Source organism: Dietzia aurantiaca, from assembly GCF_021033825.1.
GTDB lineage: Bacteria > Actinomycetota > Actinomycetes > Mycobacteriales > Mycobacteriaceae > Dietzia > Dietzia aurantiaca.
In genome coordinates this window covers 83,657-107,349 of record NZ_JAIFXZ010000015.1, presented here as the reverse complement: position 1 = coordinate 107,349, position 23,693 = coordinate 83,657, and the positions used below count along the sequence as shown (strand labels likewise).

General features: G+C 68.4%; 23 protein-coding genes and 1 pseudogene. 11 read left to right on the top strand and 13 right to left on the bottom strand.

What is annotated here, in order from left to right; all coding sequences use genetic code 11:
- Nucleotides 1-181 precede the first annotated feature (181 nt).
- The 3 genes from K3888_RS14820 to K3888_RS14810 all read left to right on the top strand — a co-directional run bounded on the left by K3888_RS14820 (nt 182) and on the right by K3888_RS14810 (nt 2,893).
- Nucleotides 182-1,621, top strand: a complete 1,440-nt coding sequence (locus K3888_RS14820) for a P-loop ATPase, Sll1717 family (protein ID WP_230931048.1) — start codon at nt 182-184, stop codon at nt 1,619-1,621.
- Nucleotides 1,622-1,985: 364 nt separating this feature from the next.
- Nucleotides 1,986-2,759, top strand: coding sequence for a rolling circle replication-associated protein (locus K3888_RS14815; protein WP_230931047.1), 774 nt, complete (start codon nt 1,986-1,988; stop codon nt 2,757-2,759).
- Nucleotides 2,750-2,893, top strand: a complete 144-nt coding sequence (locus K3888_RS14810; RefSeq protein WP_230931046.1) for a hypothetical protein — start codon at nt 2,750-2,752, stop codon at nt 2,891-2,893. The genes K3888_RS14815 and K3888_RS14810 overlap by 10 nt, the downstream gene beginning before the upstream one ends.
- A 51-nt stretch (nt 2,894-2,944) precedes the next feature.
- Here K3888_RS14810 and K3888_RS14805 read toward each other — a convergent pair whose 3' ends face one another.
- A complete protein-coding gene (locus tag K3888_RS14805; protein ID WP_230931045.1) occupies nt 2,945-3,784 on the bottom strand; it encodes a recombinase family protein in 840 nt (279 codons plus the stop codon).
- A gap of 178 nt (nt 3,785-3,962) precedes the next feature.
- Nucleotides 3,963-4,370 (bottom strand): annotated as a pseudogene (locus K3888_RS14800) (recombinase family protein); the annotation flags it as partial.
- Nucleotides 4,371-4,389: 19 nt separating this feature from the next.
- Here K3888_RS14800 and K3888_RS14795 point away from each other — a divergent pair.
- From K3888_RS14795 to dmpG, 3 genes are all read left to right on the top strand, one after another.
- Nucleotides 4,390-4,653 (top strand): hypothetical protein, encoded by a 264-nt coding sequence (locus K3888_RS14795; RefSeq protein WP_308282004.1) that lies wholly within the window; start codon nt 4,390-4,392, stop codon nt 4,651-4,653.
- A 76-nt stretch (nt 4,654-4,729) separates the two neighbouring features.
- Entirely contained in the window at nt 4,730-5,647 is a 918-nt protein-coding gene (locus tag K3888_RS14790) for an acetaldehyde dehydrogenase (acetylating) (protein ID WP_230931044.1), read from the top strand.
- A 5-nt stretch (nt 5,648-5,652) separates the two neighbouring features.
- Nucleotides 5,653-6,717, top strand: a complete 1,065-nt coding sequence (gene dmpG / locus K3888_RS14785) for a 4-hydroxy-2-oxovalerate aldolase (RefSeq protein WP_230931043.1) — start codon at nt 5,653-5,655, stop codon at nt 6,715-6,717.
- Between the two features lie 92 nt (nt 6,718-6,809).
- On the opposite strand, the gene K3888_RS14780 is transcribed toward dmpG, so the two are convergent.
- From K3888_RS14780 to K3888_RS14765, 4 genes are all read right to left on the bottom strand, one after another.
- Nucleotides 6,810-7,331, bottom strand: coding sequence for a flavodoxin domain-containing protein (locus K3888_RS14780; protein ID WP_230931042.1), 522 nt, complete (start codon nt 7,329-7,331; stop codon nt 6,810-6,812).
- A gap of 27 nt (nt 7,332-7,358) precedes the next feature.
- Nucleotides 7,359-8,420 carry a ferredoxin--NADP reductase gene (locus K3888_RS14775; RefSeq protein WP_230931041.1) on the bottom strand — a complete coding sequence of 354 codons (1,062 nt, stop codon included), beginning with the start codon at nt 8,418-8,420 and terminating at the stop codon, nt 7,359-7,361.
- A 91-nt stretch (nt 8,421-8,511) separates the two neighbouring features.
- A complete protein-coding gene (locus K3888_RS14770) occupies nt 8,512-8,910 on the bottom strand; it encodes a hypothetical protein (RefSeq protein ID WP_230931040.1) in 399 nt (132 codons plus the stop codon).
- Entirely contained in the window at nt 8,907-10,127 is a 1,221-nt protein-coding gene (locus tag K3888_RS14765; RefSeq protein ID WP_230931039.1) for a 3-ketosteroid-9-alpha-monooxygenase, oxygenase component, read from the bottom strand. Before K3888_RS14765 ends, K3888_RS14770 begins: the two co-directional genes overlap by 4 nt.
- Before the next feature lie 186 nt (nt 10,128-10,313).
- Here K3888_RS14765 and hsaA point away from each other — a divergent pair, with 186 nt between their 5' ends.
- From hsaA to K3888_RS14740, 5 genes are all read left to right on the top strand, one after another.
- A complete protein-coding gene (hsaA, locus tag K3888_RS14760; protein WP_230931038.1) occupies nt 10,314-11,489 on the top strand; it encodes a 3-hydroxy-9,10-secoandrosta-1,3,5(10)-triene-9,17-dione monooxygenase oxygenase subunit in 1,176 nt (391 codons plus the stop codon).
- A 32-nt stretch (nt 11,490-11,521) separates the two neighbouring features.
- Nucleotides 11,522-12,424 carry an iron-dependent extradiol dioxygenase HsaC gene (gene hsaC / locus K3888_RS14755; RefSeq protein ID WP_230931037.1) on the top strand — a complete coding sequence of 301 codons (903 nt, stop codon included), beginning with the start codon at nt 11,522-11,524 and terminating at the stop codon, nt 12,422-12,424.
- Nucleotides 12,425-12,535: 111 nt separating this feature from the next.
- Complete coding sequence (gene hsaB, locus K3888_RS14750) at nt 12,536-13,120, top strand: 3-hydroxy-9,10-secoandrosta-1,3,5(10)-triene-9,17-dione monooxygenase reductase subunit (RefSeq protein ID WP_230931036.1); 585 nt, start codon at nt 12,536-12,538, stop codon at nt 13,118-13,120.
- 11 nt (nt 13,121-13,131) lie between these two features.
- Nucleotides 13,132-14,319: a hypothetical protein gene (locus tag K3888_RS14745; RefSeq protein ID WP_230931035.1), complete on the top strand. Its 1,188-nt coding sequence runs from the start codon at nt 13,132-13,134 to the stop codon at nt 14,317-14,319.
- Between the two features lie 12 nt (nt 14,320-14,331).
- Nucleotides 14,332-15,516 (top strand): sulfotransferase family protein, encoded by a 1,185-nt coding sequence (locus tag K3888_RS14740; protein ID WP_230931034.1) that lies wholly within the window; start codon nt 14,332-14,334, stop codon nt 15,514-15,516.
- A 264-nt stretch (nt 15,517-15,780) separates the two neighbouring features.
- Here the strand turns inward: K3888_RS14740 and K3888_RS14735 are convergent, their stop codons facing one another.
- The 7 genes from K3888_RS14735 to K3888_RS14705 form a co-directional block, all read right to left on the bottom strand.
- Nucleotides 15,781-16,602, bottom strand: coding sequence for an inositol monophosphatase family protein (locus K3888_RS14735; RefSeq protein ID WP_230931033.1), 822 nt, complete (start codon nt 16,600-16,602; stop codon nt 15,781-15,783).
- A 23-nt stretch (nt 16,603-16,625) separates the two neighbouring features.
- On the bottom strand, nt 16,626-17,807 hold the full coding sequence (locus K3888_RS14730) for an acyl-CoA dehydrogenase family protein (protein WP_230931032.1): 1,182 nt from the start codon (nt 17,805-17,807) through the stop codon (nt 16,626-16,628).
- Nucleotides 17,804-18,796, bottom strand: coding sequence for an acyl-CoA dehydrogenase family protein (locus tag K3888_RS14725; protein ID WP_230931031.1), 993 nt, complete (start codon nt 18,794-18,796; stop codon nt 17,804-17,806). Before K3888_RS14725 ends, K3888_RS14730 begins: the two co-directional genes overlap by 4 nt.
- Before the next feature lie 11 nt (nt 18,797-18,807).
- On the bottom strand, nt 18,808-19,977 hold the full coding sequence (locus K3888_RS14720) for an acyl-CoA dehydrogenase family protein (protein WP_230931030.1): 1,170 nt from the start codon (nt 19,975-19,977) through the stop codon (nt 18,808-18,810).
- A gap of 3 nt (nt 19,978-19,980) precedes the next feature.
- Nucleotides 19,981-20,913, bottom strand: a complete 933-nt coding sequence (locus K3888_RS14715) for an enoyl-CoA hydratase (protein ID WP_230931029.1) — start codon at nt 20,911-20,913, stop codon at nt 19,981-19,983.
- An 83-nt stretch (nt 20,914-20,996) separates the two neighbouring features.
- Nucleotides 20,997-21,806 carry an SDR family NAD(P)-dependent oxidoreductase gene (locus tag K3888_RS14710; protein WP_230931028.1) on the bottom strand — a complete coding sequence of 270 codons (810 nt, stop codon included), beginning with the start codon at nt 21,804-21,806 and terminating at the stop codon, nt 20,997-20,999.
- Nucleotides 21,803-23,398 carry a FadD3 family acyl-CoA ligase gene (locus tag K3888_RS14705; RefSeq protein WP_230931027.1) on the bottom strand — a complete coding sequence of 532 codons (1,596 nt, stop codon included), beginning with the start codon at nt 23,396-23,398 and terminating at the stop codon, nt 21,803-21,805. The genes K3888_RS14710 and K3888_RS14705 overlap by 4 nt, the downstream gene beginning before the upstream one ends.
- Between the last annotated feature and the right edge of the window lie 295 nt (nt 23,399-23,693).

The following is a 23,693-nucleotide window of genomic DNA, read 5'->3' as shown; positions in this document are numbered from 1 at the left end:
CGCGGGATCGATCTTCTTCGGCATACAGCCATCCTCCTCGACTCAAAAGGAGGCGGCGGGAAACCTGGGGCGGTTCAGATCGCGTTCGACCGGGCCACCCCGGAGTTGGGCGGGCCGACCCTGGAGTGGAACCTGACAAGTTGGTAATTCACCCACTCCCGGGACCGCTACTCTCAGGGCCATGAACGCGCCTTCACTGCCGCCCTTTCATGAGTTGCATTTCGGACAGCTCGATGCGTCACAGGAGGCGGTCGAAACGCCAGAGCTTCTTGTAGAAGGCTTCTATGACTACCGCGAGGCCGCCTACGGGATCGAAGCGCAGCAGGTGTGGCTGTTGCTTGGGCCGAAAGGCTCTGGGAAGTCTGCCGTTCTCGAGCATCTTCGTCTTCGCTGGCAGGACCGGTACGACCGCTTCTTCACGAGTTGGCCGTTGAGCGGGTTCCCGGTGAACGATGTTGCGAATATCGATACCGGCCAGACCGCCGGTGCATCCCGGGCGCAATCCGCATGGGAGTTCCTCCTGCTCCTTCGTATCGTCGAGTCGCTCGCAGCGGATGAGTCACTACGAGCACCCAAGGAATTCCAGGATATGCACAAGGGACTCGTGCAGTCGGGTCTGCTTTCGGACGACTGGCTGGGCAAGGTTTCGCGGTGGGCCAAGGCCAAGATCAAGTTCGACATCAAGGTCTTCTCTGCTGAGTTCGAGGACGATGCAGCGTCGGTTACGCCACTTGAGGTCAGCGCGTATATTCGGCGTCAGATTGCGACCACTCAGACGGATCATCACCATGTGATCGCGCTCGACGGGCTCGATACGTTCTTCTTCGAAGCCAACGACGAATGGACGTCCCTAGCGGGGCTCATGCAGGCACTCCACGTCTTGAACCGGGAGTTGCGCGGCTGCGGCCTCCCGGTGTGCCTCGTCGTGGCCATGCGATCCGACATCTTCGATGTTCTCCCTGGCCCCGAGATGAACAAACTGAAGCCGCACTCTGTCTACCTTGACTGGCACGCCCACGGCATCGGAAGAGAGAACCGCCTCTGGCATCTGCTGACGAAGAAGGCTGCCGTCCGCCGCCCGGAGGTTAAGAACATCGTCACCCAGTACCTCTCGGCCCCGATTCAGATCGGCCCTCACACAGACCTGCCGACCTACCTACTGGAGAACACTCGCCTCCTTCCAAGAGATGTTGTCGCGCTCATGGCGTACTTGCAGCGTGGGTACAAGGGGAACAAGGCGGTGCCGGGCGAGAATGCCAAGAGGTCGGTAGAGGCTTACACGCAGGAGTATTTCGTCGGAGAGATCTTTGACAATCTGGCCGGGATCCTTCCGGCAGCAAGCGCCCGGCAACTTGCAAGCTTCAAGGACGCTCTCCGGGTCGCCCCCAGTCGTCTCTTCGACTTCGAATACCTCGTCTCAGAGCTGAAGGGCGATCTAGAGCCTCCCGAGATCAAGCAACTGCTTCGCCAGATGTTCGAGACTGGCGGGATCGGGATCCACCACAACGGATACACGGACTTCGTGTTTCGAAGGATCTCTGGAGGCGGCTTTACAGTCCGCTACCAGTTCATGCTCCATGACGCGTTGACGAGAGCCTGGAACCGGAAGTGGCGCGACTAGGCTTTCGGCCGAGGCGCTCGGCGCCGCACCGGGTCGTGTGCCTCGTCTGGCGCGCAGGGCGCTCCTTCACTTGAATTAGCAACGAAACTCGAATTAGCAACGAAACTCGGGGCCTGTGCACGAGCGTTCACCGGCGAAGGCGGCGTGTTTCTCGTCGAAACCTTGCGCCGGGTAGGGCCGCGGGGCATGATCGTGTGCGGTAGCCGTTCTGGTCTCAGCCCTGGGACGTGTCTCCCCCGCCGGGTCGCCCGTGCGACCCACACGAATCTGATTCCTTGAGGCTGAGCGGCAGGACCCGGTATGCCGACCGGGACACTAAACGACATTGACGCGGGTTCAGATCGTATGAAGGACTCCGCTCTCAATGTCGTCTGCCAATCCGTTGGCTGTCTTGGCTCGTCCTGATGCCGGATGGTGGCTCACCCTGTACCCAACCGACGGTGAAGCGGGAGGATCCTTCGTCCCGTCGTACAGGCCGAAGCGTTCGAGCTGGATACCGGGCACTCCCGCAGCCGATCCCGAACGGTCCCGGGCCGAGGCTGCCCGACGTGCTCGCGGTAAGGTGCGCCGCTACTGCACCGTGCATCGCTTGAACCGTCTGGGCACGCTCACCTACCGTGGGCAGGGCTGCCACGACCCAGCTGCGTTGCGCACTCACATCGGCCAGTTCTTCCGTGCTTTACGCACGTCAACGGGCCGTGGGGCGTTCCCGTACGTGTGGGTGCCGGAATGGCACAAAACCGACCACGGGATGCACGCGCACTTTGCGATCGGCCAGTACACGGCCCGCCATCACATCCAGACTGCGTGGCCTCACGGGTTCGTCCACATCAAACGTCTATCCGATTTGCCGGTCGGTTCGACCTCCCTGACCGAGGCCCGGGTAGCGGCAGGGTATCTGTCGAAGTACGTGACGAAGTCCTTCGGTGAGGATGAGTTGTCTCGCTCGATGCGGCTCCACCGGTACGAGGTCGCTCAGGGATTCCAGCCTCCCGCCATACGATTATCCGGGAGGTCCCCGGTTGAGGTTCTCGGCCTGGCGGTGGAGAAGATGGGGCGCGCGCCGGCTGAGTCCTGGTCCTCTGACGAGACTGCTGATTGGCAGGGACCGCCGGCGGTGTGGTTCGCATGGGACTGAGCAACTTCACACGCGAGGAACTGGCCGCATGGGTCACGGCATCGTGTCAGGAACAAGGAGTGCCCGTGAAGGTCACCCATCCCTCCGCGATCCGGCAGGTGGGCGTACTGCTCGGGGTCAAGGCCGGAGGGTAGCGGCAAGCCCGAGCGAAGCCCGGCAGCCGCACCCCGCCGGCCCGGCCTCCGTCAGTTCCGCCACACGACGCTCACGCGGGACGGGTCAAACTCCCGGGAACGCCTCGTCACAGGCGCGATCACGACATGTTCGACCAGTGCCCGCACGATCGCTACCTGCCGCGACAGGTTCAACCCGCTCCACGCCTTTGCCAGCTCGCTGCCGCTACCCACCAGCCCCGACAGAGCACTGTTTCCGGAGGCGGCGGCGATCTGCCGCTGCGCGCGCGCCAACCGCGACTCGGGTGCCTGCCGGGCCAACTGCCACTCCCGCATAATGATCTCCCCGTTGCCGTACGCCAGCGACAACTCGTCTAGCTGCGCCTGGGCGCGCTCGACCACCTGGGCCAGTTCCTTGATCCGCTCGTCTGCGTTCGACCGGCCAGCGAGGTGGTCGGCCAACTCGGGGGTGTCGAGCCTGAACAGCACCGCATCGGCGATCAATCGCTCCAATGGGTCGGCGACCACCGTCAACTTGCCGCAGCCGCCGTGATCGGGTCCTGCCATGCAGACATAGCGGCGTGAGACCGTGCCGCGCCTGGTGTCGTGGCGCACGCTGGAGTACAGGCCGTTGCCACACTTGCCACACTTCAACAGTGCCGACAGCAGGTAACGCTGAGGAGCGCGGCGTCCACTTGTCTTAGCCAGCTCGAACCTGGACAACAGCCGACGGTGATCATTCTCGCTGATGATCGCCTCCCACACGCCCGGGCCGACCACCTGCCCACGGTGAGTGATCAGACCGGCATACCTCGGGCTCTTGAGGATGTTCCTCACGGTCGAGGTGTGCCACGTGCCCCCGGTGACCGTGGGCACCTGCGTCTCGTTCAGCCACACCGTCAGCGACCTCACCGATTCCCCAGCCAGGAACCGGACGACCACCTGCCGGTAGATCGCCGCTTCGTCCTCGCAGACAGTGAGGTGATCCGCCTCGTAGCCAAAAGGGGCGGCGGCCAGACTTCTGCGGGATGCCCGCGGCGGCCCGCTCCTGGGCCTTCCGCGCCACACGGCGACTCTTGTCAGCGGATTCCTTCGCTGCCACCGCGCCTACGATGCGGGCGGTGAAGATCCCGTCCCCGGTACCGAAGTCCGAGTTGCCCGTCACCGTACGCACATGGGTGGCGATCCCCGCGGCGTCGATCACTTGGAAGAACTGCTCCAACTCCACAGGGCGACGATGTAGCCGATCCTGGTGCCACACCAACAACCCGTCCACAGCACCGTCGGCGATATCGGTGAGTAGTCGCTCGTACTCCGGCCGCCTGCGGCCGGAGTATGCAGACACATCGTTGTCGATGTACTCGCCCGCCACACCCCAGCCCAGCTGCTGGGCCAGCTCGTGGCAGTCCTGGAGCTGCCGGTTCACACCCGCGCCCTTGCCCTCGGTATCGCTGCTGATCCGTGCATAGATCGCCACACGCTGGGGCCCCTTTGTCATGTGGGCAGATTAACGGGCGATGAGAAACCTGGTGTGCCTGTGCCGCAAACACCACCGCGAGAAGACCTTCGGCACCAACTCCTACCGGCCCGGGCCCCTGGGCGAGCTGATCATCACCACCGACACCGGACACCAACACCGAACCAGACCCAAAGGCCCACTGGCCCGGGCACGCGAAGGCATCCAGGAACAAGTCGACATCATCCTGGCCGACAGACTCTTCTCACCCGACGGATACCTCACCAACCCACCCGGCACCGACAGACGCCACCGACCCGCCTGAAGCGTCAGTTCTCTGGTGTTCTACTGAACGGCACACTCGTTTGTGGCGCGGGTTCCGCGCGGGCGAGACTGCTGTCATGACGGAGAAGAAGAAGCTCACAGCCGCGATCGTGGGGTCCGGCAACATCGGTACCGACCTCATGTACAAGCTCGAGCGCAGCGAGTACATCGAGCCCAGGTGGATGATCGGCATCGACGCCGAGTCCGAGGGGATGAAGCGCGCCGCCGAGCACGGCCTCACCTGCATGTCCGGCGGTGCCGATGAGCTGCTCGCCTCGATCGAGGCCGGCGGCGAGAAGCCCGACCTGTTGTTCGAGGCCACCAGCGCCTATGTGCACAAGGAGTACGCGCCCAAGTACGAGGCCGCCGGCATCGTCGCGGTCGACCTCACTCCCGCGGCGGTCGGCCCGATGGTGATCCCGCCGGCCAACCTGCGCGAGCACCTCGACGCCCCCAACACCAACATGGTCACCTGCGGCGGCCAGGCCACCATCCCGATGGTCCACGCGGTCTCCTCGGTCGTGCCGGTCGAATACGCCGAGATCGTCGCCTCCGTCTCCTCGGAGTCGGCCGGCCCCGGCACCCGCGCCAACATCGACGAGTTCACCGAGACCACCAAGATGGCCATCGAGCAGGTCGGCGGCGCCAAGCGCGGCAAGGCGATCATCATCCTCAACCCGGCCGAGCCGCCCATGATCATGCGAGACACGATCTTCTGCTCGATCCCCGAGGACGCCGACCACGACCTCATCACCACCGCCATCCGTAAGCGCGAGAAGGAGATCCAGGAGTACGTTCCCGGCTACCGACTTCTCCAGGAGCCGCAGTTCGACCCGCCCACCGAGATCACCGGCGGCATGGCACGCGTGGCGATCTTCGCCGAGGTCGAGGGGGCCGGCGACTTCCTCCCGCCGTACGCCGGGAACCTCGACATCATGACCGCCGCCGCCGCGAAGGTGGGCGAAGAGATCGCCAAGACGAAGCTCGGAGTGTGACAACCATGGACAAGACCAACCCCTACAACGCCGACGCACGGGCGTACAGCTCCGAGCTCGACATCCGCATCACCGACTCCTCGCTGCGGGACGGCTCGCACCACAAGCGGCACCAGTTCTCGGTCGAGGACGTCCGCAACGTCGTCGGCGCCCTCGACGGCGCGGGAGTCCCCGTCATCGAGGTCACCCACGGTGACGGGCTCGGCGGCGCGTCGTTCAACTACGGCTTCGCCAAGTCGTACGACCAGGAGCTCATCAAGGCCGCGGCCGAGACCGCCAAGCAGGCCAAGATCGCGTTCCTCACACTGCCCGGCCTGGGAATCAAGGACGACATCCTCGCCGCGCGCGACAACGGCGGTTCCATCTGCCGCGTCGCCACCCACTGCACTGAGGCCGACGTCTCCATCCAGCACTTCGGCTACGCCCGCGAGCTCGGCCTCGAGACCGTCGGCTTCCTCATGATGAGCCACACCCAGCCGCCCGAGGTGCTGGCCAAGCAGGCGCGCATCATGGCCGATGCGGGCTGCCAGTGCGTCTACATCGTCGACTCGGCCGGCGCGCTCGTGATGGACCAGGTCTCCGACCGCGTCGCGGCGCTCGTCGCCGAGCTCGGTGACGACGCCCAGGTCGGCTTCCACGGCCACGAGAACCTCGACGTGGGCGTGGGCAACTCGATCATGGCGATCCGTGCGGGTGCCCAGCAGATCGACGGTTCGACCCGCCGATTCGGCGCTGGCGCCGGCAACACGCCCGTCGAGGCTCTGGTCGGCGTCTGCGACAAGCTCGGAATCACCACCGGCGTCGACTTCTTCAAGATCGCCGACGCCGCCGAGGACGTGGTACGCCCGCTCATGCCGACCGAGTGCGTCGTCGATCGCCAGGCCATGATGCTCGGTTACGCCGGCTGCTACTCGTCGTTCCTCAAGCACGCCGAGGGGCATGCGCAGCGCTACGGTGTGCCGTCGTCCGAGATCCTCATCCGCGCCGGCGAGCGTCGCCTCGTCGGTGGCCAGGAGGATCAGCTCATCGACATCGCGCTGGAGATCCAGAAGGAGCAGGCGAACGCCTGATCCGCGCTCCGCAGCGCCCAGCCGCGCCCCTCAGAGTCAGCCTCGCCGGATATGTCCGGGCTGCTGATTCCGGGGGGCGCGGCTGTATGCGGTCACGGATCGACCGCAGCCGGGCCGGAGGCCCAGGCCACGACGGGATCGAGGGTGGTCTCGTCGACCTGCTCGAGGCGTCGCGCCGGCAGCAGCATCCGCGCGGCGGGCGCGTCAGGGGTGCGGCGCAGCGATCGGCGCAGCGCGGCCATCAACACGCGGTCTGGCCAGGTGAGACGCGCCGGGTCGAGGTCGCCGCGCAGGTGGAAGGTCGTGACGACGCGGTGGGACGCGGCGACGAGTTTCGCGGCGAGGTCGCCGCGCCCCGGGTCACGGGCGGGGGAGAGGGCGACGACGACGAGAGCCACGCGTCCCGGAGCCGACCGGATCGCCCGGATGAGCCGTCTCCGACCCATGATGCGCGTCGCGTACACGGGCGCGAGGACGATCAACGGGTCCGGCCGGTGGGAGGCGTCGAACGAGGACAGCTCCACCGCCGGTGTGCCCAGGCGCTCGGCGAGCGCAAGGGCGTACTGACGAGTGGAGCCGTACTTGGAGGTGTAGACGATGGCGGGGCGACTCACGCACCTGAGTCTGTCACCCCACCGGGGTCAGTCGGAGTAGGAGACCTCGACGCGGTCGGTCTTGGGCAGCAGTTGGCAGCTGAGGACGTAGCCCTCGTCGACCTCCTCGGGGTCGAGGATGCCGTTGTGGATCATCTCGACCTCGCCCGACTTGAGGATGCAGGCACATGCCGAGCACTCGCCCTTGCGGCACGAGAACGGCGCCTTGATGCCCTTGGCGAGAAGTACGTCCAGGAGCGGAGTGTTGCGCGGCCAGTCGACCTCGTGGATCTCGTCGTCGAGTTCCACGATCGCGGTGGCGGGCCCGGCGCCGTCTTCGGGCGGGGTGTCGTCGATGACGATCTCGGCGAACGGGTCGCCCTCGATCGAGGAGAACACCTCGGTGTGGATGAGGTGCATGTCGGCGCCCGAGCGGCGCAGGCCGTCCTTGACGGTCTCCATGAACGGGGCCGGTCCGCAGATGTAGGAGTGGCGCTTGGCGGCCACCGGCTGCAGGACGTTGCCGATCATCTCGGCGGTGGGGATGCCGGAGACCGACTCGAGCCAGTGGACCACCGTGAGACGGTCCGGGTGCTCCCGCTGGAGCCTCTGCAGCTCGTCCTTGAAGATCACCGAGCTCTCGTCGCGGTTGGCGTACACCATGACGATGTGGCCGGTGCCCTGCGCGATCGCGGACCGGAGGATGGACATGACCGGGGTGATGCCCGAGCCGGCCGCCAGCAGGATGAAGTCCTGGTCGAGATTCTTGGGGGTGAAGATGCCGGACGGGGCCAGGACGTGCATGTCCATGCCGGCTGCGGCGTTGTCGCACAGCCAGTTCGAGCCGTAGCCGTCGACCGTCCGCTTGACCGTCACCTTGAGCTGCGAGTCCTCGGTGGGCGAGCTCGACAGCGAGTAGCAGCGGGCCACGGATCCGGTCTGGTCGCTCGGGATGCGCAGGGTGAGGAACTGGCCCGGCGTGTACCGGAAGTCCGCCTCCGAACCAGCGGGGACGTCGAAGACGATGGACTTGGCGTCCGTGGTCTCCTCGATCACCTCCGCGATCCTGAGTTCGCGAACGAAGGAGCCCAGCTGTGGGGTTTCGGTCATGGGGAAAGCCTATCGGGTGGATATAGAGGCCCGGCGACGACGATTCCGCGGAGCGGTAGTGCGGCCGCTCCGCGGAATACTGGTCGGTCGGTCACTCAGGGGCGTAGAACGGGTTGACCATGTGCTCGGCGTCGACCGGGTCGACTCCCTCGGCGAGGGTGATCAGGCCCTCGGAGTAGGCGTAGTGAATGCTCGCGAGCATCCGGGGACAGGTGTCCTCGCCCTCGGGGATCTCCCCGCCGGAGCGCCACTCGGAGAGCACGGGGCACTGCTGGTCGCTGCCGTCTCGCCACTGGATGGACGTGTGCTTGTCACTGTTCTTGCGGACGAATGCGCGGGTGCCGCAACTCCGACAATCGACAGGTTGGAAGCCGGCGCGCGTGTACGTCTCCCGGTCCAGGCTGGTGTCGGCGTGGAGCTGCGCGGCGCGCGCCGGGTCGGTCTCGTCCCAGGTGGGCGCGCGCCGCGAGTCGTTCTGCTTGAACGTCACTTGTCGGCCTTGGACGCCTTCGCCTCACCGGCGACCTCGGCCATGCCGGTGTACTGGGTCTGCTCGTCGGAGACCTCGGCCTCACCGGCCTGCTGCTTACGCATGTTCTCGGCGACCTCCTTCTCCCAGTACTGGTTGGCGGCCGTGGTGTCGACCTCGAACTCGAAGCGCTCCTGCATCTCGGGCTCGACCTTGTCGCGGTCCACGTAGAACTGCTCGTACCAGCGGCGCAGCTGGTAGACGGGGCCGTCCTCCTCGCAGAGCAGCGGATTGGCGATGGACGACTTGCGCTGCCAGATGCGGACGTCCTGGAGGAAACCGTCGCCGAAGAACGTGGCGATCTTGGTGGCCATCTTGGTGGAGGTCTCGTCGTCGAACCCGGCCGGCTTCTTGACCATCAGCCCGTACATGAGCACGAACGAGTTCTGGTCGACGGGGTAGTGGCAGTTGATCAGAATGACCTCGGACTCGAAGTCGCCGTACTGCTGCTTGAGCGGGTTGATCATGAACGCGGGCCCGTAGTACGCGGCCACCGACTCGAGCAGGGTGTCGCCGTACTTGCCCCCCGAGGGGTCGTGGTCCGGCCGGCCCTTGGTGTTGAGGTACTGGGTGGCGGTCTGGCCCTCGAAGACGTTCTTGAAGTAGGTCGGGAAGGCGTAGTGGATGTAGAAGAAGTGGGCCATGTCCACGACGTTGTCGACGATCTCCATGCAGTTGGAGCCCTCGATCTCCAGGCGGTTCCACACCCAGTCGGTCCACTCGCCCGTGTCGTACTCGTCGAGGTAGGGGATCGCGTCCTCCTCGCGGGGCGGGTTGCCCTCGTGGTCGTGCCACACGAAGACGAGGCCGTTCTGCGTCATGGTGGTCCAGGCGCGGGTCTTGGCGCGCAGCGGGACACGCTTGGCGTAGGGGATGCCCTTGCACTTGCCGTCGCCGCCCCAACGCCAGTCGTGGAACGGGCAGGCGATGTTGCCGTCCTTGATCTCGCCGTCCGAGAGGTCGCCCCCGAGGTGGCGGCAGTAGCCGTCGAGGACGTTGATGCCGTCATCGTTGGCCCACACGACCAGCTTGGTGCCGAATGCGTGGATGGAGTGCGGCTTGCCGTCGGAGAACTCCTTGACGGTCCCGATGCAGTGCCAGCCGCGCGCGTAGCGATCGCGCACCTCGCCGGTGTCGATCTCACGGATGGCGCCGGGGGCCTTGGTAGGTGTGGTCATGATGAAGCCTCCTGATGGCATGAGCCTGATGAGAACAGGTTATAGAATCGTGTGAGGGGCCACAACCAATCCCGTCGGTGCTGGCACACCGTGCCAGTCCCGGGGGCGGGAGGGTGGTGTCTGGTGCAAAACTGGAACGTGTTCTAGTCTAGATCACACGCCGCACACATGCCAGAGAGGGATCACATGAGCGAGTACGCCAATCACGAGGTCATCGACCGGATCAAGGCCCTGCTACCCGGTTTCGCCGAGCGCGCCCAGGAGACGGAGGACCTGCGTAAGGTCCACCCGCAGAACATCGCCGAGCTGGACGAGGCCGGTTTCTTCAAGCTCTGCCAGCCCGCGCAGTGGGGTGGTTACGAGGCCGACATGGAGACCTTCTACACCGCGGCGATGACCATCGCGACGGCCTGCCCGTCGACCGGGTGGTGCGCGAGCATCCTCGGGATCCACAACTGGCACCTGGCCCTGTTCCCGCAGAAGGCGCAGGAGGAGGTCTGGGGCGAGGACCCGACCGTGCGTATCTCGTCCTCCTACGCTCCCATGGGTGCGGCCAAGAAGACCGCCGACGGCCTGGTCCTCAACGGCAAGTGGTCCTGGTCCTCCGGCTGTGAGCACGCCGACTGGGTGTTCGTCGGTGGCCCGGTTCTCGACGAGAACGACAAGATGGTCGACTTCTGCACCTTCCTGGTCGAGAAGTCGCAGTACGAGATCGTCGACGTCTGGCACGTCGCCGGCCTCAAGGGCACCGGCTCCAACGACATCCTCGTCAAGGACGCGATCATCCCGGAGCACCGCGTGCTCTCATTCGGTCTGATGGCCGCCACCAAGAGCCCCGGCCTCGAGGTCAACACCAACCCGATCTACAAGATGCCGTGGGGCACCATCCATCCCACCACCATCTCCACGCCCATCGTGGGCATGGCGTTCGGCTGCTACGAGGTGCACCGCGAGCACCAGCGTGACCGCGTTCGCGCCGCGTTCGGTACCGCCGTCAAGGACGACCCGTTCGCCAAGGTCCGCCTCGCCGAGGCCGCCGGCGACATCGACGCCGCGTGGCTGCAGCTCATGCGCAACGTGCGCGAGGAGCAGGACCTCATCACGGCCGGCGACTTTCCGGGCATGGACATCCGCACGCGCGCCCGCCGCGACCAGGTCCGCGCCACCCAGCGCTCGATCGACGCGATCGGCCTGCTGTTCCAGAACTCCGGCGCCCGCGCCCTGCAGGACACCTCGCCGATCCAGCGTTTCTGGCGTGACGCCAACGCCGGCCGCGTCCACGCCGCCAACGAGGCGACGAAGGCGTACATCATGTACGGGCAGAATGAGTTCGGCGAGAAGGTCACGGACTCGATGGTCTGATCCGTACGACGGATCGAAGGGACTGGCAGAAGATGGCAATCAGCAATTTCGGTTATGTCCGGGTGTTCGCCACGGACATGGACGCCTGGCGCGAGTACGGCACCAAGGTGCTGGGCTTCGTGGTGGGTTCCGGTGATGACCCGGACGCGCTCTACTTCCGTATGGACGACCATCCGCATCGGTGGATCATCGTCCCGGGCGAGGAGGACAAGCTCGGCCAGGTGGGCTGGGAGTGCACGAACGAGGGCGAGTTCGAGGACGTCAAGTCCCGCCTCGACGCCGCCGGCGTCCCGTGGGAGGAGGCGCCGGAGGAGGTCAAGCGCGACCGCAAGGTCCGTGGCCTGATCACCTGCCAGGACCCGGCCGGGTTCACGCTGGAGATCTACCACACGATCGCGCTGCAGCACCGTCGCATCCCGACGCCGTACGGTCACGAGTTCGTGACCGGCGACCAGGGTGCGGGTCACATCGTCCTGTCCACCCCGGACGAGGTCGCGGCACTGGAGTTCTACCGCGACGTGCTCGGTTTCTCGCTGCGTGACTCGATGAGTCTGCCGCCGGAGATCGTGGGCCGCCCGGCCGACGGTGAGCCTGCGTGGCTGCGCTTCCTCGGGTGCAACCCGCGCCACCACTCGCTGGCGTTCACGCCGTTCCCCAACCCCACCGGGATCATCCACCTGATGGTCGAGGTGTCCTCGGCGGACGACGTGGGGCTGGCCCTGGACCGGGCGCAGCGTAAGCAGGTCCGGATGTCGGCGTCGCTCGGTCGGCACGTCAACGACAAGATGATGAGCTTCTACATGAAGACGCCCGGTGGCTTCGACTGCGAGTACGGCTGCGAGGGCATGCAGGTCACCGATGACGAGAAGTGGGTGGCCCGCGAGTCCACAGCCGTGAGCCTCTGGGGCCACGACTTCTCCGTCGGCTTCAAGTAGACGCCTAGGCTGGGCCCACATCCGTATCGCCCGACGGCGGCGCGGGTGTGGGCCCGGCCGTAGCCGCGCCGCCCGCTCGCCCCGAACAACGTCCATGGGAGGACCGACCCGATGAGCAGCACCGAAGACCGCCCCGAGGGCCAGAATTTCTCGAGTCGGGAGCTGCGCGACGCGCTCGGCCAGTTCTGCACCGGCATCACAGTGATCACCGCGGTGGACGAGGGCGCCCCGGTGGGCTTCGCCTGCCAGTCGTTCTCCGCGCTGTCGCTGGAGCCGCCGCTCGTCCTGTTCTGCCCCATGAAGACCTCCGGGTCGTGGAAGGGCATCGAGAAGGCCGGCCGGTTCGCGGTCAACATCCTCTCCGAGGAGCAGGAAGACGTCTCCTCGACGTTCGGCCGTCGTGGTGACGACAAGTTCGCCGAGATCGACTGGGAGCCGAGCCCGCTCGGTTCGCCGGTGATCAAGGGCGTCATGGCGTGGTTGGACTGCGAGATCGACCAGGTCCTCGACGGCGGCGACCACTGGATCGTCCTCGGCCGCGTCCACGATCTCGGCCCCACGAAGCGCGACATCCGGCCGCTGCTGTTCTACCGCGGCGCCTACCTCAGCATCGAGGAGGACGTCATTGATCCCACGCCCGAGCAGGAGGAGTTGGCCAACTTCATCACCTCCGCCGATTCCTACACCTGGCTGTGAGGAAAGCGGCCATGACAGGGAACGCGACCGGGCCGCTCGCCGCCGCACTGGCCGAGGCGGAGGAGATCATCAGGCAGGCGCCGCACGTGCGCACCGAGGCCGACGTGGCCGAGGGCCTCGAGTACCTGCTCGGCACCCTCCGTGGGGTGATCGAGGGAGGTCAGCACCGGGGCCGCACGCACCCGCAGCTGTTCGAGGCGACGGGCCCCTACACCAAGATGGGCCTGGACAACCCGGACACGCTGTACTTCTACGCCAACCTCACCGACGACGCCGAGTACGTCGTCGAGGGCCGGCGCGGTACCACGGCGGACCTGTCGTTCCAGGTCATGGCGGGAAACTACTCGGCGGACGAGCGCGCCGCGTCGCACGCGGCGTTCGACGACCGCGCCCTGAAGATCGACGCCGACGGCCGGTACTCCTTCCGGATGGGACCGGCGAGAAACGACGACGACAAGGGCGACCCCGGCTACGTGGTGCTCCACCCCGGTTCGTCGATGATCGCCGTCCGCGAGGTGTTCTCGGACTGGGCGGTGGAGGAGGCCGGCTCGGCCACGCTCCGTCGTGTCGATGCAGCGGGCACCGCACCCGGACCCGCCACCGTCGCCGGCCAGGAGAAGTTCTACGCCAAGCTGGCCGAGGCGCTGATCGGTCGGCTGCAGACCTGGCTGGCGTTCCCGGGCTGGTTCTTCGGGGACCAGGAGCGCAACACGCTGTACACGCCCCGCAGCACGCCCGGCGGTCTCACCACGCAGTACTCGTCGGCGGGGATCTTCGAGCTCTCTCCGGATGAGGCCATGGTGATCTCGGCGCCCGTCGCCGGGGTGCCCTACCAGGGCTTCCAGCTGGGCAGCATGTGGTACGCCTCGCTCGACTACGTCCACCACCAGACCAGCCTCACCGCCGACCAGGCGCACGTGGACTCTGACGGCATGATCCACCTGGTGCTCTCCGAGCAGGATCCGGGCCTGGCCAACTGGCTCGAGCTGCTCGGCCACCGTGAGGGCATCATGCAGTTCCGGTGGCAGCGGGTCGATGGCCCCATCACCCCGGAACTGGGCCCGACGCTGAAGGTCGTGCCCTTCGACTCCCTGGCCGACGAGGTGCCGGGGTATGTCGGGCAACGGGTGAGCCTCGAGCAATGGCGCGAGCGGATCGCCGCGCGGCAGCAGGCGTTCGCACGCCGCGGACTTTCGTAGGAGCGGCCTGTCATGAGTGACGACGCCGACCGGGTCCATGTGGGGACCGTCGAGGACCTGCACGCCAGCGCCTCGCGCGCCGTTGGACTGGAGGATTTCGGGGACGGCACCGACGCCCACCGCGAGGCCCTGGGTGTCCTGCTCGACTCCCTGCACACCGACGCTGGCCTGACCCCCGCGGGCAGCAAGTACTGGCGCTCGGTCCTCAAGAGCGCACTGACCGCCAGGCTCATGGCGAACGCCGGGTTCGCGGCCGCCCCGAAGCAGGTGGGGGTGGAGATCGAGCGGCCCGTCGTCGTCACCGGGCTGCCCCGCACCGGCACCACGGCGCTGCACCGGCTCCTCGGTGCCGACCCCGCCAACCAGGGGCTCGAACTGTGGCTCACGGAGGTTCCGCAGCCGCGGCCGCCGCGCGAGAGCTGGGAGGACGACCCCGCCTACGTCGGGCTGCGCGACCTGTACGCCGGGTTCATGTCCGAGAATCCCGACTACGGCGGTGTGCACTACATCTCCGCCGACGACCTCGAGGAGTGCTGGCAGCTGCTCCGCCAGTCGGTGACGTCGGCATCGTACGAGTGCCTCGCCCGGCTCGACGGCTACTCGAGCTGGCTCCAGGGGGCCGACTGGGCGCCCGCGTACCGGCGGCACAAGCGCAACCTGCAGCTGATCGGGGCCAATGACCCAGGGCGCCGATGGGTGCTCAAGAACCCCAGCCACCTGTTCACGCTCGACGCGCTGCTCGAGGTGTATCCGGACGCCGTGGTGGTGCAGACGCATCGGGATCCGCGGAAGTCGATGGCCTCGATGTGCTCGCTCGCGCACCGCACCGCTGCCGACTGGTCGACGCGCTTCACGCCCGAGTACATCGGCGAGTCCCAGCTGGAGATGTGGGCGCGGGGCGTCGAGACCTTCGATGCCGTGCGGGCCCGGCACGAGGCTGACCCGGCGTCGAGGGCGACGTTCGTCGACGTGGAGCACCGTGAGCTGGTGGGCGACCCCGCCGGCGTGGTCGAGCGCGTCTACGCGGCCGCCGGGGAGACGCTCGACGACGATGTGCGTGCGGCCGTGGAGGCGGAGAACGCCAGGAGCCTGTCCGGCGATCGGGCGCCCGCGCACACGTACACGCTCGCCGACTACGGGCTGAGCGAAGAGCAGATCGCCGAGCGCTTCGCCGGCTACCGCGGCCTCGACACCTGATCCCTCACGCCCGCCCCGTGCGCCCCGCCCGCGCCGTCCCTTACGCCCGCTCCGCCGCGCAGTCCGCCCCGTCTCGGCCCCCAGCAGGCGGTTGCAAGACACGCCCCTCGGGTTGCACGACACGTGTTGTGAGGAATCGTAGTAGAAGCGCACCGGGTGTCTTGCTTCCGGCGATCGATGTCTTGCAACCGCGGTGGGCGGTGCCTCAGCCTCGGGGCGGTACCGGGTGCGCGCGAAGCTGTGCCGGTGGGTGCTGCGGCGGCGCTAGAGATACGTCGCCACGGCGCTGACGATCCGCTCGGCCACCGCGGGCTTGCACACGAGCAGGTCCGGGAACTCGATCTCGTCGACGTTGTACTGCAGGTCCGTCCCGTCGAGGTGGCTCGCGTGCAGACCGCGCTGCGTCACCACGCCGTAGGTCGCGGCGGAGTCCCACTGATGGTGGCCGCTGGTGTGGATGAAGGCATCGCACTCGTCCTCGACCACTGTCGCGGTCTTGCCGCCGCCGGAACCGAGGTGGGTGAGCGTGGCGTCGAGCTCGGCGGCCAGCTCCTCGGCGAACGCCGGCGGCTCGGCCTCGGACACGGCGATGCGGAGCCGATCGTCCGCGCGGGGCGGGACCAACGGCCCGGGCCGGGGGCCACGGATGATCGACATCGGCTGGTAGGTGGTGGCGCCCCGCCCGGTGAGGACCCGGCCGTAGGCGGGCATGGCGATCGCACACGCGGTGATGCCGCCGACGCCCTCGGGGTCCTTCTCCCACAGCGCCACCTGCACGGCCCAGTCGGGGCGGCCCTGAGTGACGTACGAACGCACCCCGTCGAGGGGGTCGAGGAACCAGACCCTGTCGGCCTCGAGCCGGGCGCGCGACTCCGGATCCCATTCCCCGAACACCACGTCATCGGGCCGGGCGACGGCCAGCCGGTCGACCATGACGGCCTGCGCCTCGCCCTCGGCGAACGCGCCCAGATCCTCCGGCGCGACCCTGGAGACCCGGAGGTCGGTGAGCAGACGCCCGGCCTGAGCTGCCAGGTCCTCGGCGAGTCGTTGGTCGTTGGTCCGTCCGTGCTCGGGGAAGGGGCTCATGGGGCAGATTCTAGAGGCCCGGTCTAGAGCCCCGCGGCGACCTCCAGTGCCGAGAGGAGCTCGTGGGGCTGACCGAGCAACTGCGCGGTGCCGTGCGCTCGCTTGAAGAACAGGTGGGTGTCGTACTCCCACGTGATCCCCACGCCGCCGTGGAGCTGGATCGACTCACCGGTGATCCACTGCAGCGCCTCCGAGCAGTAGACCTTGGCGGCGGCCGCCTCGATCTCCGCGGCGTAGGCGGCGGCGTCGGCCTCCGGGCCGTCCGCGAGCTCCTGCGCCTGCGCGACCAGCGCGGCGGCCGAGTAGGACAGCGAGCGGGCCGTCTCGACGCGGACGTACATCTCCGCCATGCGGTGCTTGAGCGCCTGGAACGAGCCGATCACGCGGCCGAACTGCTTGCGCTCCTGCGTGTACTGCACGGTCGCGTCCAACGCGGCACGGGCGGCACCGACCTGCTCGGCCGAGATCGCGGCCCATCCCGCCGCCCGCAGGCGCGACAGGAAGCTGTCGCGGGTGGTGACCGGGGTCGCCGAGGCGGAGTTGAACTCCACGCGCGACAGGGTGCGGGTGGGGTCCATGACCGGCACGCGCGTGATGGTCACGCCGTCGGCGGAGGCGGGCAGCTCGAACAGGCCCACGGTGTCGCCGGTGACGGCCACGACCAGCAGCGTCGACGCGGTGTCCGCGCCGAGCACATGGTGGGCGGTGCCGGTTAGTGACACGGAGTCCGCGCTGGCGGGGGAATCGGCGCGCACACCGGGGGTGGCCCAGCCACCCGCGCCGGCCCAGCACAGCGCGACCTGCTCACCGGCGGCGATGCCGGGCAGCAGGCGGGCGCAGGCCTCGGTGTCGCCCGCGGCGATCACGGCCTGCGCGGACAGTACGGCCGAGCCGAGCATCGGCGACGGGGTGAGCCGCCGGCCGAGCTCCTCGCACACCAGGTGCGTCTCGACCCAGGTGGCGCCGGCGCCGTCGAACTCCTCGGGGATCGACAGCGCGGCGGCGCCGATCTGCTCGACCAGCGTCGACCACAGTGCCGGGTCGTAGCCGTCCTCGGAGTTCATCGCCGCACGGACGGCCTCCGAGTCGGACTTCTTCTCCAGCAGCGAGGCCACCGACTGGCGCAGGGCGGCCTGTTCGTCGGTGTCGACGCCGGGGGAGGCGGCCGGGACTGAGTCCGCGGAGGAGGTGGCAGACGCGGTCATCGCGCGGCCTCCAGCGAGTCGAGCACGCGGCCGCGGTGGTAGCTCTGCGTGCCCCACGCGGTCTGCAGGGCGCGGGTCTTGGTCAGCCACAGCCCCAGGTCGTGCTCGAGGGTGTATCCGATCGCGCCGTGGACCTGCAGGGCGGTGCGGGCCGACAGGTAGGCGGCGTCGGCCACGGCCACGCGGGCGGCGGAGACGTCGCGGACGGCGGCCTCCGGATCGCCCGGATTCTCGGCGATCGCCAGGGCGCCCGCCCACAGCAGCGGCCGCGCCATCTCCAGCGCGATGGCCACGTCGGCGAGCTGGTGCTTGAGCCCCTGGTACTCGCCGATGAGCTTGCCGTACTGCTTGCGCTGCTTTGCGTAGTCGACGCTCATGGTGAGCATCGCCTGGCCCAGTCCCATGAGCTGGGCGGCGGTGCCGATCGCGCCGTGGTTGATCAGGTCGACCGTGCTGTGGGCGGCCACCCGGCCGCCGCGGGTCGGGGTGGTGATGGTGCGGGCCCGGTCGACCGACCGGCGGGACTCGTCGGCGGTGCCGGTGAAGACCTCGTCGTCGTCGACAACCCACAGGTACTGCGCGGCGTGGGTGTCGGGTGCGAACGGGGAGACCCCCGGCGCGGCCACCGAGGCGAGCGTGCCAGTGGCGAGCTCGCCGGCGACGTCGCCGAACTCGGAGTCGCCGCCGAGCGCGGCGGCGATGCGCGGCGCGACCATGACCGACTCCACGACCGGGCCGGGCACCGCGTGGCGGCCCAGGACCTCGAGCGCCGTGACGGCCTCTACGGCCGTAGCGCCAGCCCCGCCGGCCTCCTCGGGCACGAGAAGCGCGGCGGCACCGGTCTCGGCGACGCGGCCCCACACGGCGGTGCCGGGCGCGGTGTCACCGTCGGCCCAGGCGCGGATGACCGACGGCATGTCGGACTTGGCCAGCAGAGAGTCGATGCTCGCGGCGAAGTCGGTGATGTCGGGATCGAGTGCGAAATCCATGGTGTCCCCCGTTATCCGCGCGGAAGGCCGAGAAGGCGCTCGGCGATGATGTTCTTCTGGACCTCGTTGGTGCCCGCGTAGATGGGCCCGGAGAGGGCGAACAGGTAGCCGTCCATCCACTGCTCACCGGCGAGCTCGCCCGCGGTGCCCTGGATGTCCAGCGCCGTCTCGTGGGTGGCGATGTCCCACTTCGACCAGAAGACCTTGTTGATGGAGGACTCGAAGCCCAGGTTGGCCCCGCCGGTGAGCTTGGTGACCGTGTTCCAGGTGCTCAGCTCGTAGGCGCGGGAGCCGATCCAGGCGTCGACCACGCGGTCCGCCAGCGCGCCACGGTTGCGCTCGTCCAGCTCGGACTCGGCGCTGGACCACAGCTCCAGCAGCCGGTCCGTGGTGGCCAGGAACCGCCCGGGCGAGCGCAGCGACAGGCCGCGCTCGTTGTTGGCGGTGGACATGGCCACCTTCCAGCCCTGGTTGACCTCGCCGATCACGCCGGAGGAGGCCGGGTCCGACGGGTCATCGGGGACGAACACGTCCTCGAGGAACAACTCGGCGAAGCCGGGCAGTCCGTCCAGCTGGTCGATCGGGCGCACGGTGACGCCGTCGGCCCGCAGGTCGAACATGAAGTAGGTCAGGCCCTTGTGGCGCGGCTCGTCCGGGTCGGTACGGAACAGGCCGAAGCCCTTGTCGGCGAAAGAGGCGCGGGTCGACCACACCTTCTGGCCGTTCAGGACCCAGCCGCCGTCGACGCGCTTGGCGGTCGAGCGCAGCGAGGCCAGGTCGGACCCGGCCTCCGGCTCGGACCAGGCCTGCGCCCAGATGTCGTCGGCGCGGGCCATGCGCGGCATGATCCGCTCGAGCTGCTCGGGGGAGGCGTGGTCGAACAGCGTCGGGGCCAGCAGGAAGATGCCGTTCTGGCTCACGCGCAGCGGCGCGCCGGCGCGGAAGTACTCCTCCTCGAACACCACCCAGTTGACCAGGCCGCAGTCGCGCCCGCCGTACTCGGCGGGCCAGGACACGACCGACATGCGGGCGTCGGCCATCTTCGCCTCCCACGCGCGGTGGGCCTCGAAGCCCTCGGCGGTGTCCATGTGGGGAAGGGGCTCGGCAGGCACGTTCTCGGCCAGCCACTGCCGGACCTCGAGGCGGAACTCCTCGGTCGCGGCGTCCAGATCCAGGTCCACGCCTCAGCTCTCCTTGTTCGTGTCGGTGTTGCCCTTGTTGGCGCTGTCGCGCATCGAGCGGGCGTCCATACCGCCGAGGGAGGCGGAGAACGAGTCGGTGTCGTCCGGCTCGGCGTTGGCCGAGTGGGAGAACATGTGCCACCCGAACGCGGTGTCCAGCGAGGTCTGCAGCCCCATCTGGTCCTCATTCGAGTTGATGACCTTCTTGGCCAGCGTCAGCCCGAACGGCGGCATGCCCTTGATCTCACCGGCGATCTCGTCGACCTTCGCCTGCAGTTCGTCGCGCGGCACGACGTGGTTGAGCATCCCCCAGTCCAGCGCCTCGGCGGCGCCGAACCTGCGACCGGTGTAGAGGATCTCCTTGGCGCGCCGCGGCCCCAGCACGAAGGCGTGCGCGAAGTACTCGACGCCCGGAATGCCCATCTTCACCACCGGGTCGGAGAAGAACGCGTCGTCGGAGGCCACGATGAAGTCGCAGACCCACGCCAGCATGAGTCCGCCGGCGATGCACGCGCCGTGCACCTGGGCGATCATCGGCTTGGGGATCTCGCGCCAGCGGCGGCACATCTGCACGTAGACCTCGGTCTCGCGCGCGAGCCGCCGGTCGCCGCCGCCGCGGGTGGTGTGGTCCCACCAGATCGAGGCGCGGTTGGTGTACTGCACGTGGTGGTCGCGCTCGGTCGTGCCGATGTCGTGGCCGGCCGAGAAGTGCTTGCCGTTCGCGCGCAGGACGATCACGCGCACGTCCGGGTCCTCGACCGCCTTGATGAACGCGTTGTCCAGCGAGTACGTCATGACCGAGTTCTGCGCGTTGCGGAAGTCCGGCCGGTTGAGGGTGACGTACGCGGTGCCGTCGGTGACCTCATACGCCACGGGCTGCGTGTCCGGGCCGAGGTCGTCTACCTCGAGGACCGGGGGGATGGATGCGTCGGTCATGAGCTGGGACTCTCCTTACCTAGCAAGTGCTTGGTTGGTACTGTACCGGACTTCGCGTGCGGGCCCGATTCAGACGGCTCGCGTCAGACGCCGTAGCCGCCGTCGACGTCGAGCTTCTGGCCCGAGATGAACCCGGCCCGGTCGGAGGCGAGGAACGCCACGGCCTCCGCTATGTCGTCGGCCGAGCCGAACCGCCGCAGCGGGATGTTGCCGCGCGTGATCTCCAGCGCCCGCTCGTCGAGGTCGCCCGAGGCGATCAGTCGCGACGCCATGCCGTCGGTCAGCATCCCCGGCCCCACGCAGTTCAGGCGCACCCCGTACCGCCCCTCCTCGGCCGCGAGGCCGCGCACGAGCTGCTCGACCGCGCCCTTGGGGCCGGCCGACAGCCCGTCGCGTACCGGGTAGCGGGTGGTGGCGGCGGTGGTGACGACGACGACGTTGCCCGCCACCGCACGAAGATGCGCCAGCGCCGGGTGCACCAGTGCGAAGAACCCGGCGGCGTCCTCGTCCAGCTGGCGCCGGAACCCGGCCGGCGATACGCGCGACAGGTGGACCATGGGCACGTGCGGGCCGGCGCAGTGGGCGAGGACGCGGATGCCGCCGAAGCGGGTGCCGATCCGGTCGACCGTGGCCGCGAGCGCGGCGTCTGCGTCGTCGTTGTCGTCGTCGGGGTCGTTGAGGACCGCGAGTCGTTCGCACTCCACGGTGCGCCCGTCCCCGCCCAGCTCGCGCGCCAGGTCGACCGGCTCGGTCGAGCGGTACCCCAGCACCATCGGCGCGCCCGGGAACTCGGCGGCCAGGCGGCGCGCGACGGCGGCCCCGATCCCGCCCGAGGCGCCGGTCACCACCACGGCGCCGACGGTGGGGACGTCCGCATCTGCTGCGCTGCTCATCGCAGGTCCGTCTTGAGGATCTTGCCGGAGGGGTTGCGCGGGAACGCGTCGAGGAACTCCACCGTCCGCGGACGCTTGAAGTTCGCCAGGTGCTCGGCGGCGAAGTCCATCACGTCCTGCTCGGTGAGCTCCGAGCCCTCGCGGCGCACGACGAACGCCTTGCCGACCTCGCCCATCCGCTCGTCCGGCACGCCGATCACCGCGGACTCCACCACGCCGTCCAGGCGCGCGAGCGTCTGCTCGATCTCGGCGGGGTACACGTTGAAGCCGCCGGTGATGTACATGTCCTTGAGCCGGTCGGTGATGCGCAGGTTGCCGTCGGCGTCGATCTCGCCCACGTCGCCGGTGTGGAGCCAGCCGTCGGCGTCGAGCGTTGTGGCCGTGTTCTCGGGGTCGTCGAGGTAGCCCTGCATGACCATGGGGCCGCGGGTGAGGATCTCGCCCTTCTCGCCGATGCGGATCTCCATGCCGGGGTACGCGCGGCCGCAGGTGGTGGCCACGGTGACGGCGTCGTCGGTGGGGCGGCAGGTGGTGATGAAGCCCATCGTCTCGGTCTGCCCGTAGGCGGTGATGACGGTCTCCAGGCCCAGGTCGCACTGCATCCGCTCGACCAGCACGACCGGCACCACGGCGGCGCCGGTCACGGCCAGCCGCAGCGACGACAGGTCGTACTGGCCGCGCGTCGGCTCGTCGAGGAGGGTCTGGAAGATCGTCGGCGCGCCGGGTAGGACGGTGGCGCGCTCGTCCTGAATCAGTCGCAGCGTCTCGGCGGTGGAGTACACGGCCAGTGGCATAATCGGCGCGCCGAACAGCACGCACACCAGGAAGCCGGCCTTGTAGCCGAAGCTGTGGAAGAACGGGTTGACGATGAGGTAGCGGTCGGTCTCGGTGAGCTCGCCGTTGCTGCCCCACGCGTGGGCTCCGGCGACGGTCTGCCGGTGTAGCGCCACGACGCCCTTGCTCTTGCCGGTCGTGCCGGACGTGAAGAGGATGTCGGCCACGTCGTCGCCCGTCACCGCGTCGGCGCGGACGTCGGCGTGGGCGAGGAGTTCGTCGGTGGCGCGGGCTCGGAGGTCGGAGTAGTCGACGACGTCCACGCCCGCCCCGTCGGTGGTCACCGTGTCGCCACCGTCGAGGGGGACCCGCACCACGGTCTTCAGCTGCGTTGACTGGGCCAACGAGCCGCCGGCCGCGGCCGTGAGGTCCGCGATCCGCTCGGCGCCGAGGAAGGCCCCGGCCACGACCGCGGCGACCGCGCCCGTGCGCTGGATCAGCTCGAGCGTCTCGCTGCCGGTGTAGCGGGTGTTTGCCGGCACTACGGTGGCGCCGACGTACTGCGCGCCGAGTGCGGCCACCACCCAGTGGTGCGTGTTGGGTGCCCAGATGACGACCCGGTCGCCGGCCTCGACCCCGCGGTCGAGCAGGCCGGCGGCGAAGTGGCGGACCTCGTCGAGGAGTTCGGCCCAGGTCCAGCGGGTGTCCTGGCCGGGTTGGACGTCGATGATCGCCTCGCGGTCCGCCCACAGGGTCGCTGCTCGTCGCAGCGCGGCGGGGGTGGTGTCCACGGGCTGGCGGTCGGCTGGTGCGGTCATCGCGGGCTCCTCAGGGCTGCGGGTGTGGCGGAGGCAACCCTACCAAGCAAATGCTTGGTGGTGCCGGGACCGTGGGCGACTGTGTCTGTCGTTCCGCCGCCTCGCCGCCTCGCCGCCTCGCCGTCCCGTCGCCTCGCCGTCCCGCTGTTCCGCAGCCTCGCCGCTACCGTCGGTCCCGCTCGCCGAATGTCGCCTCGCTGCCCACCCGGCCCCGGTTGCAAGACATGTGCTCGCGTCTGCAAGGCAATCGGGGCGGGATCTGGCCCCGGAATCGCACCGGAGGTCTTGCGAGTGG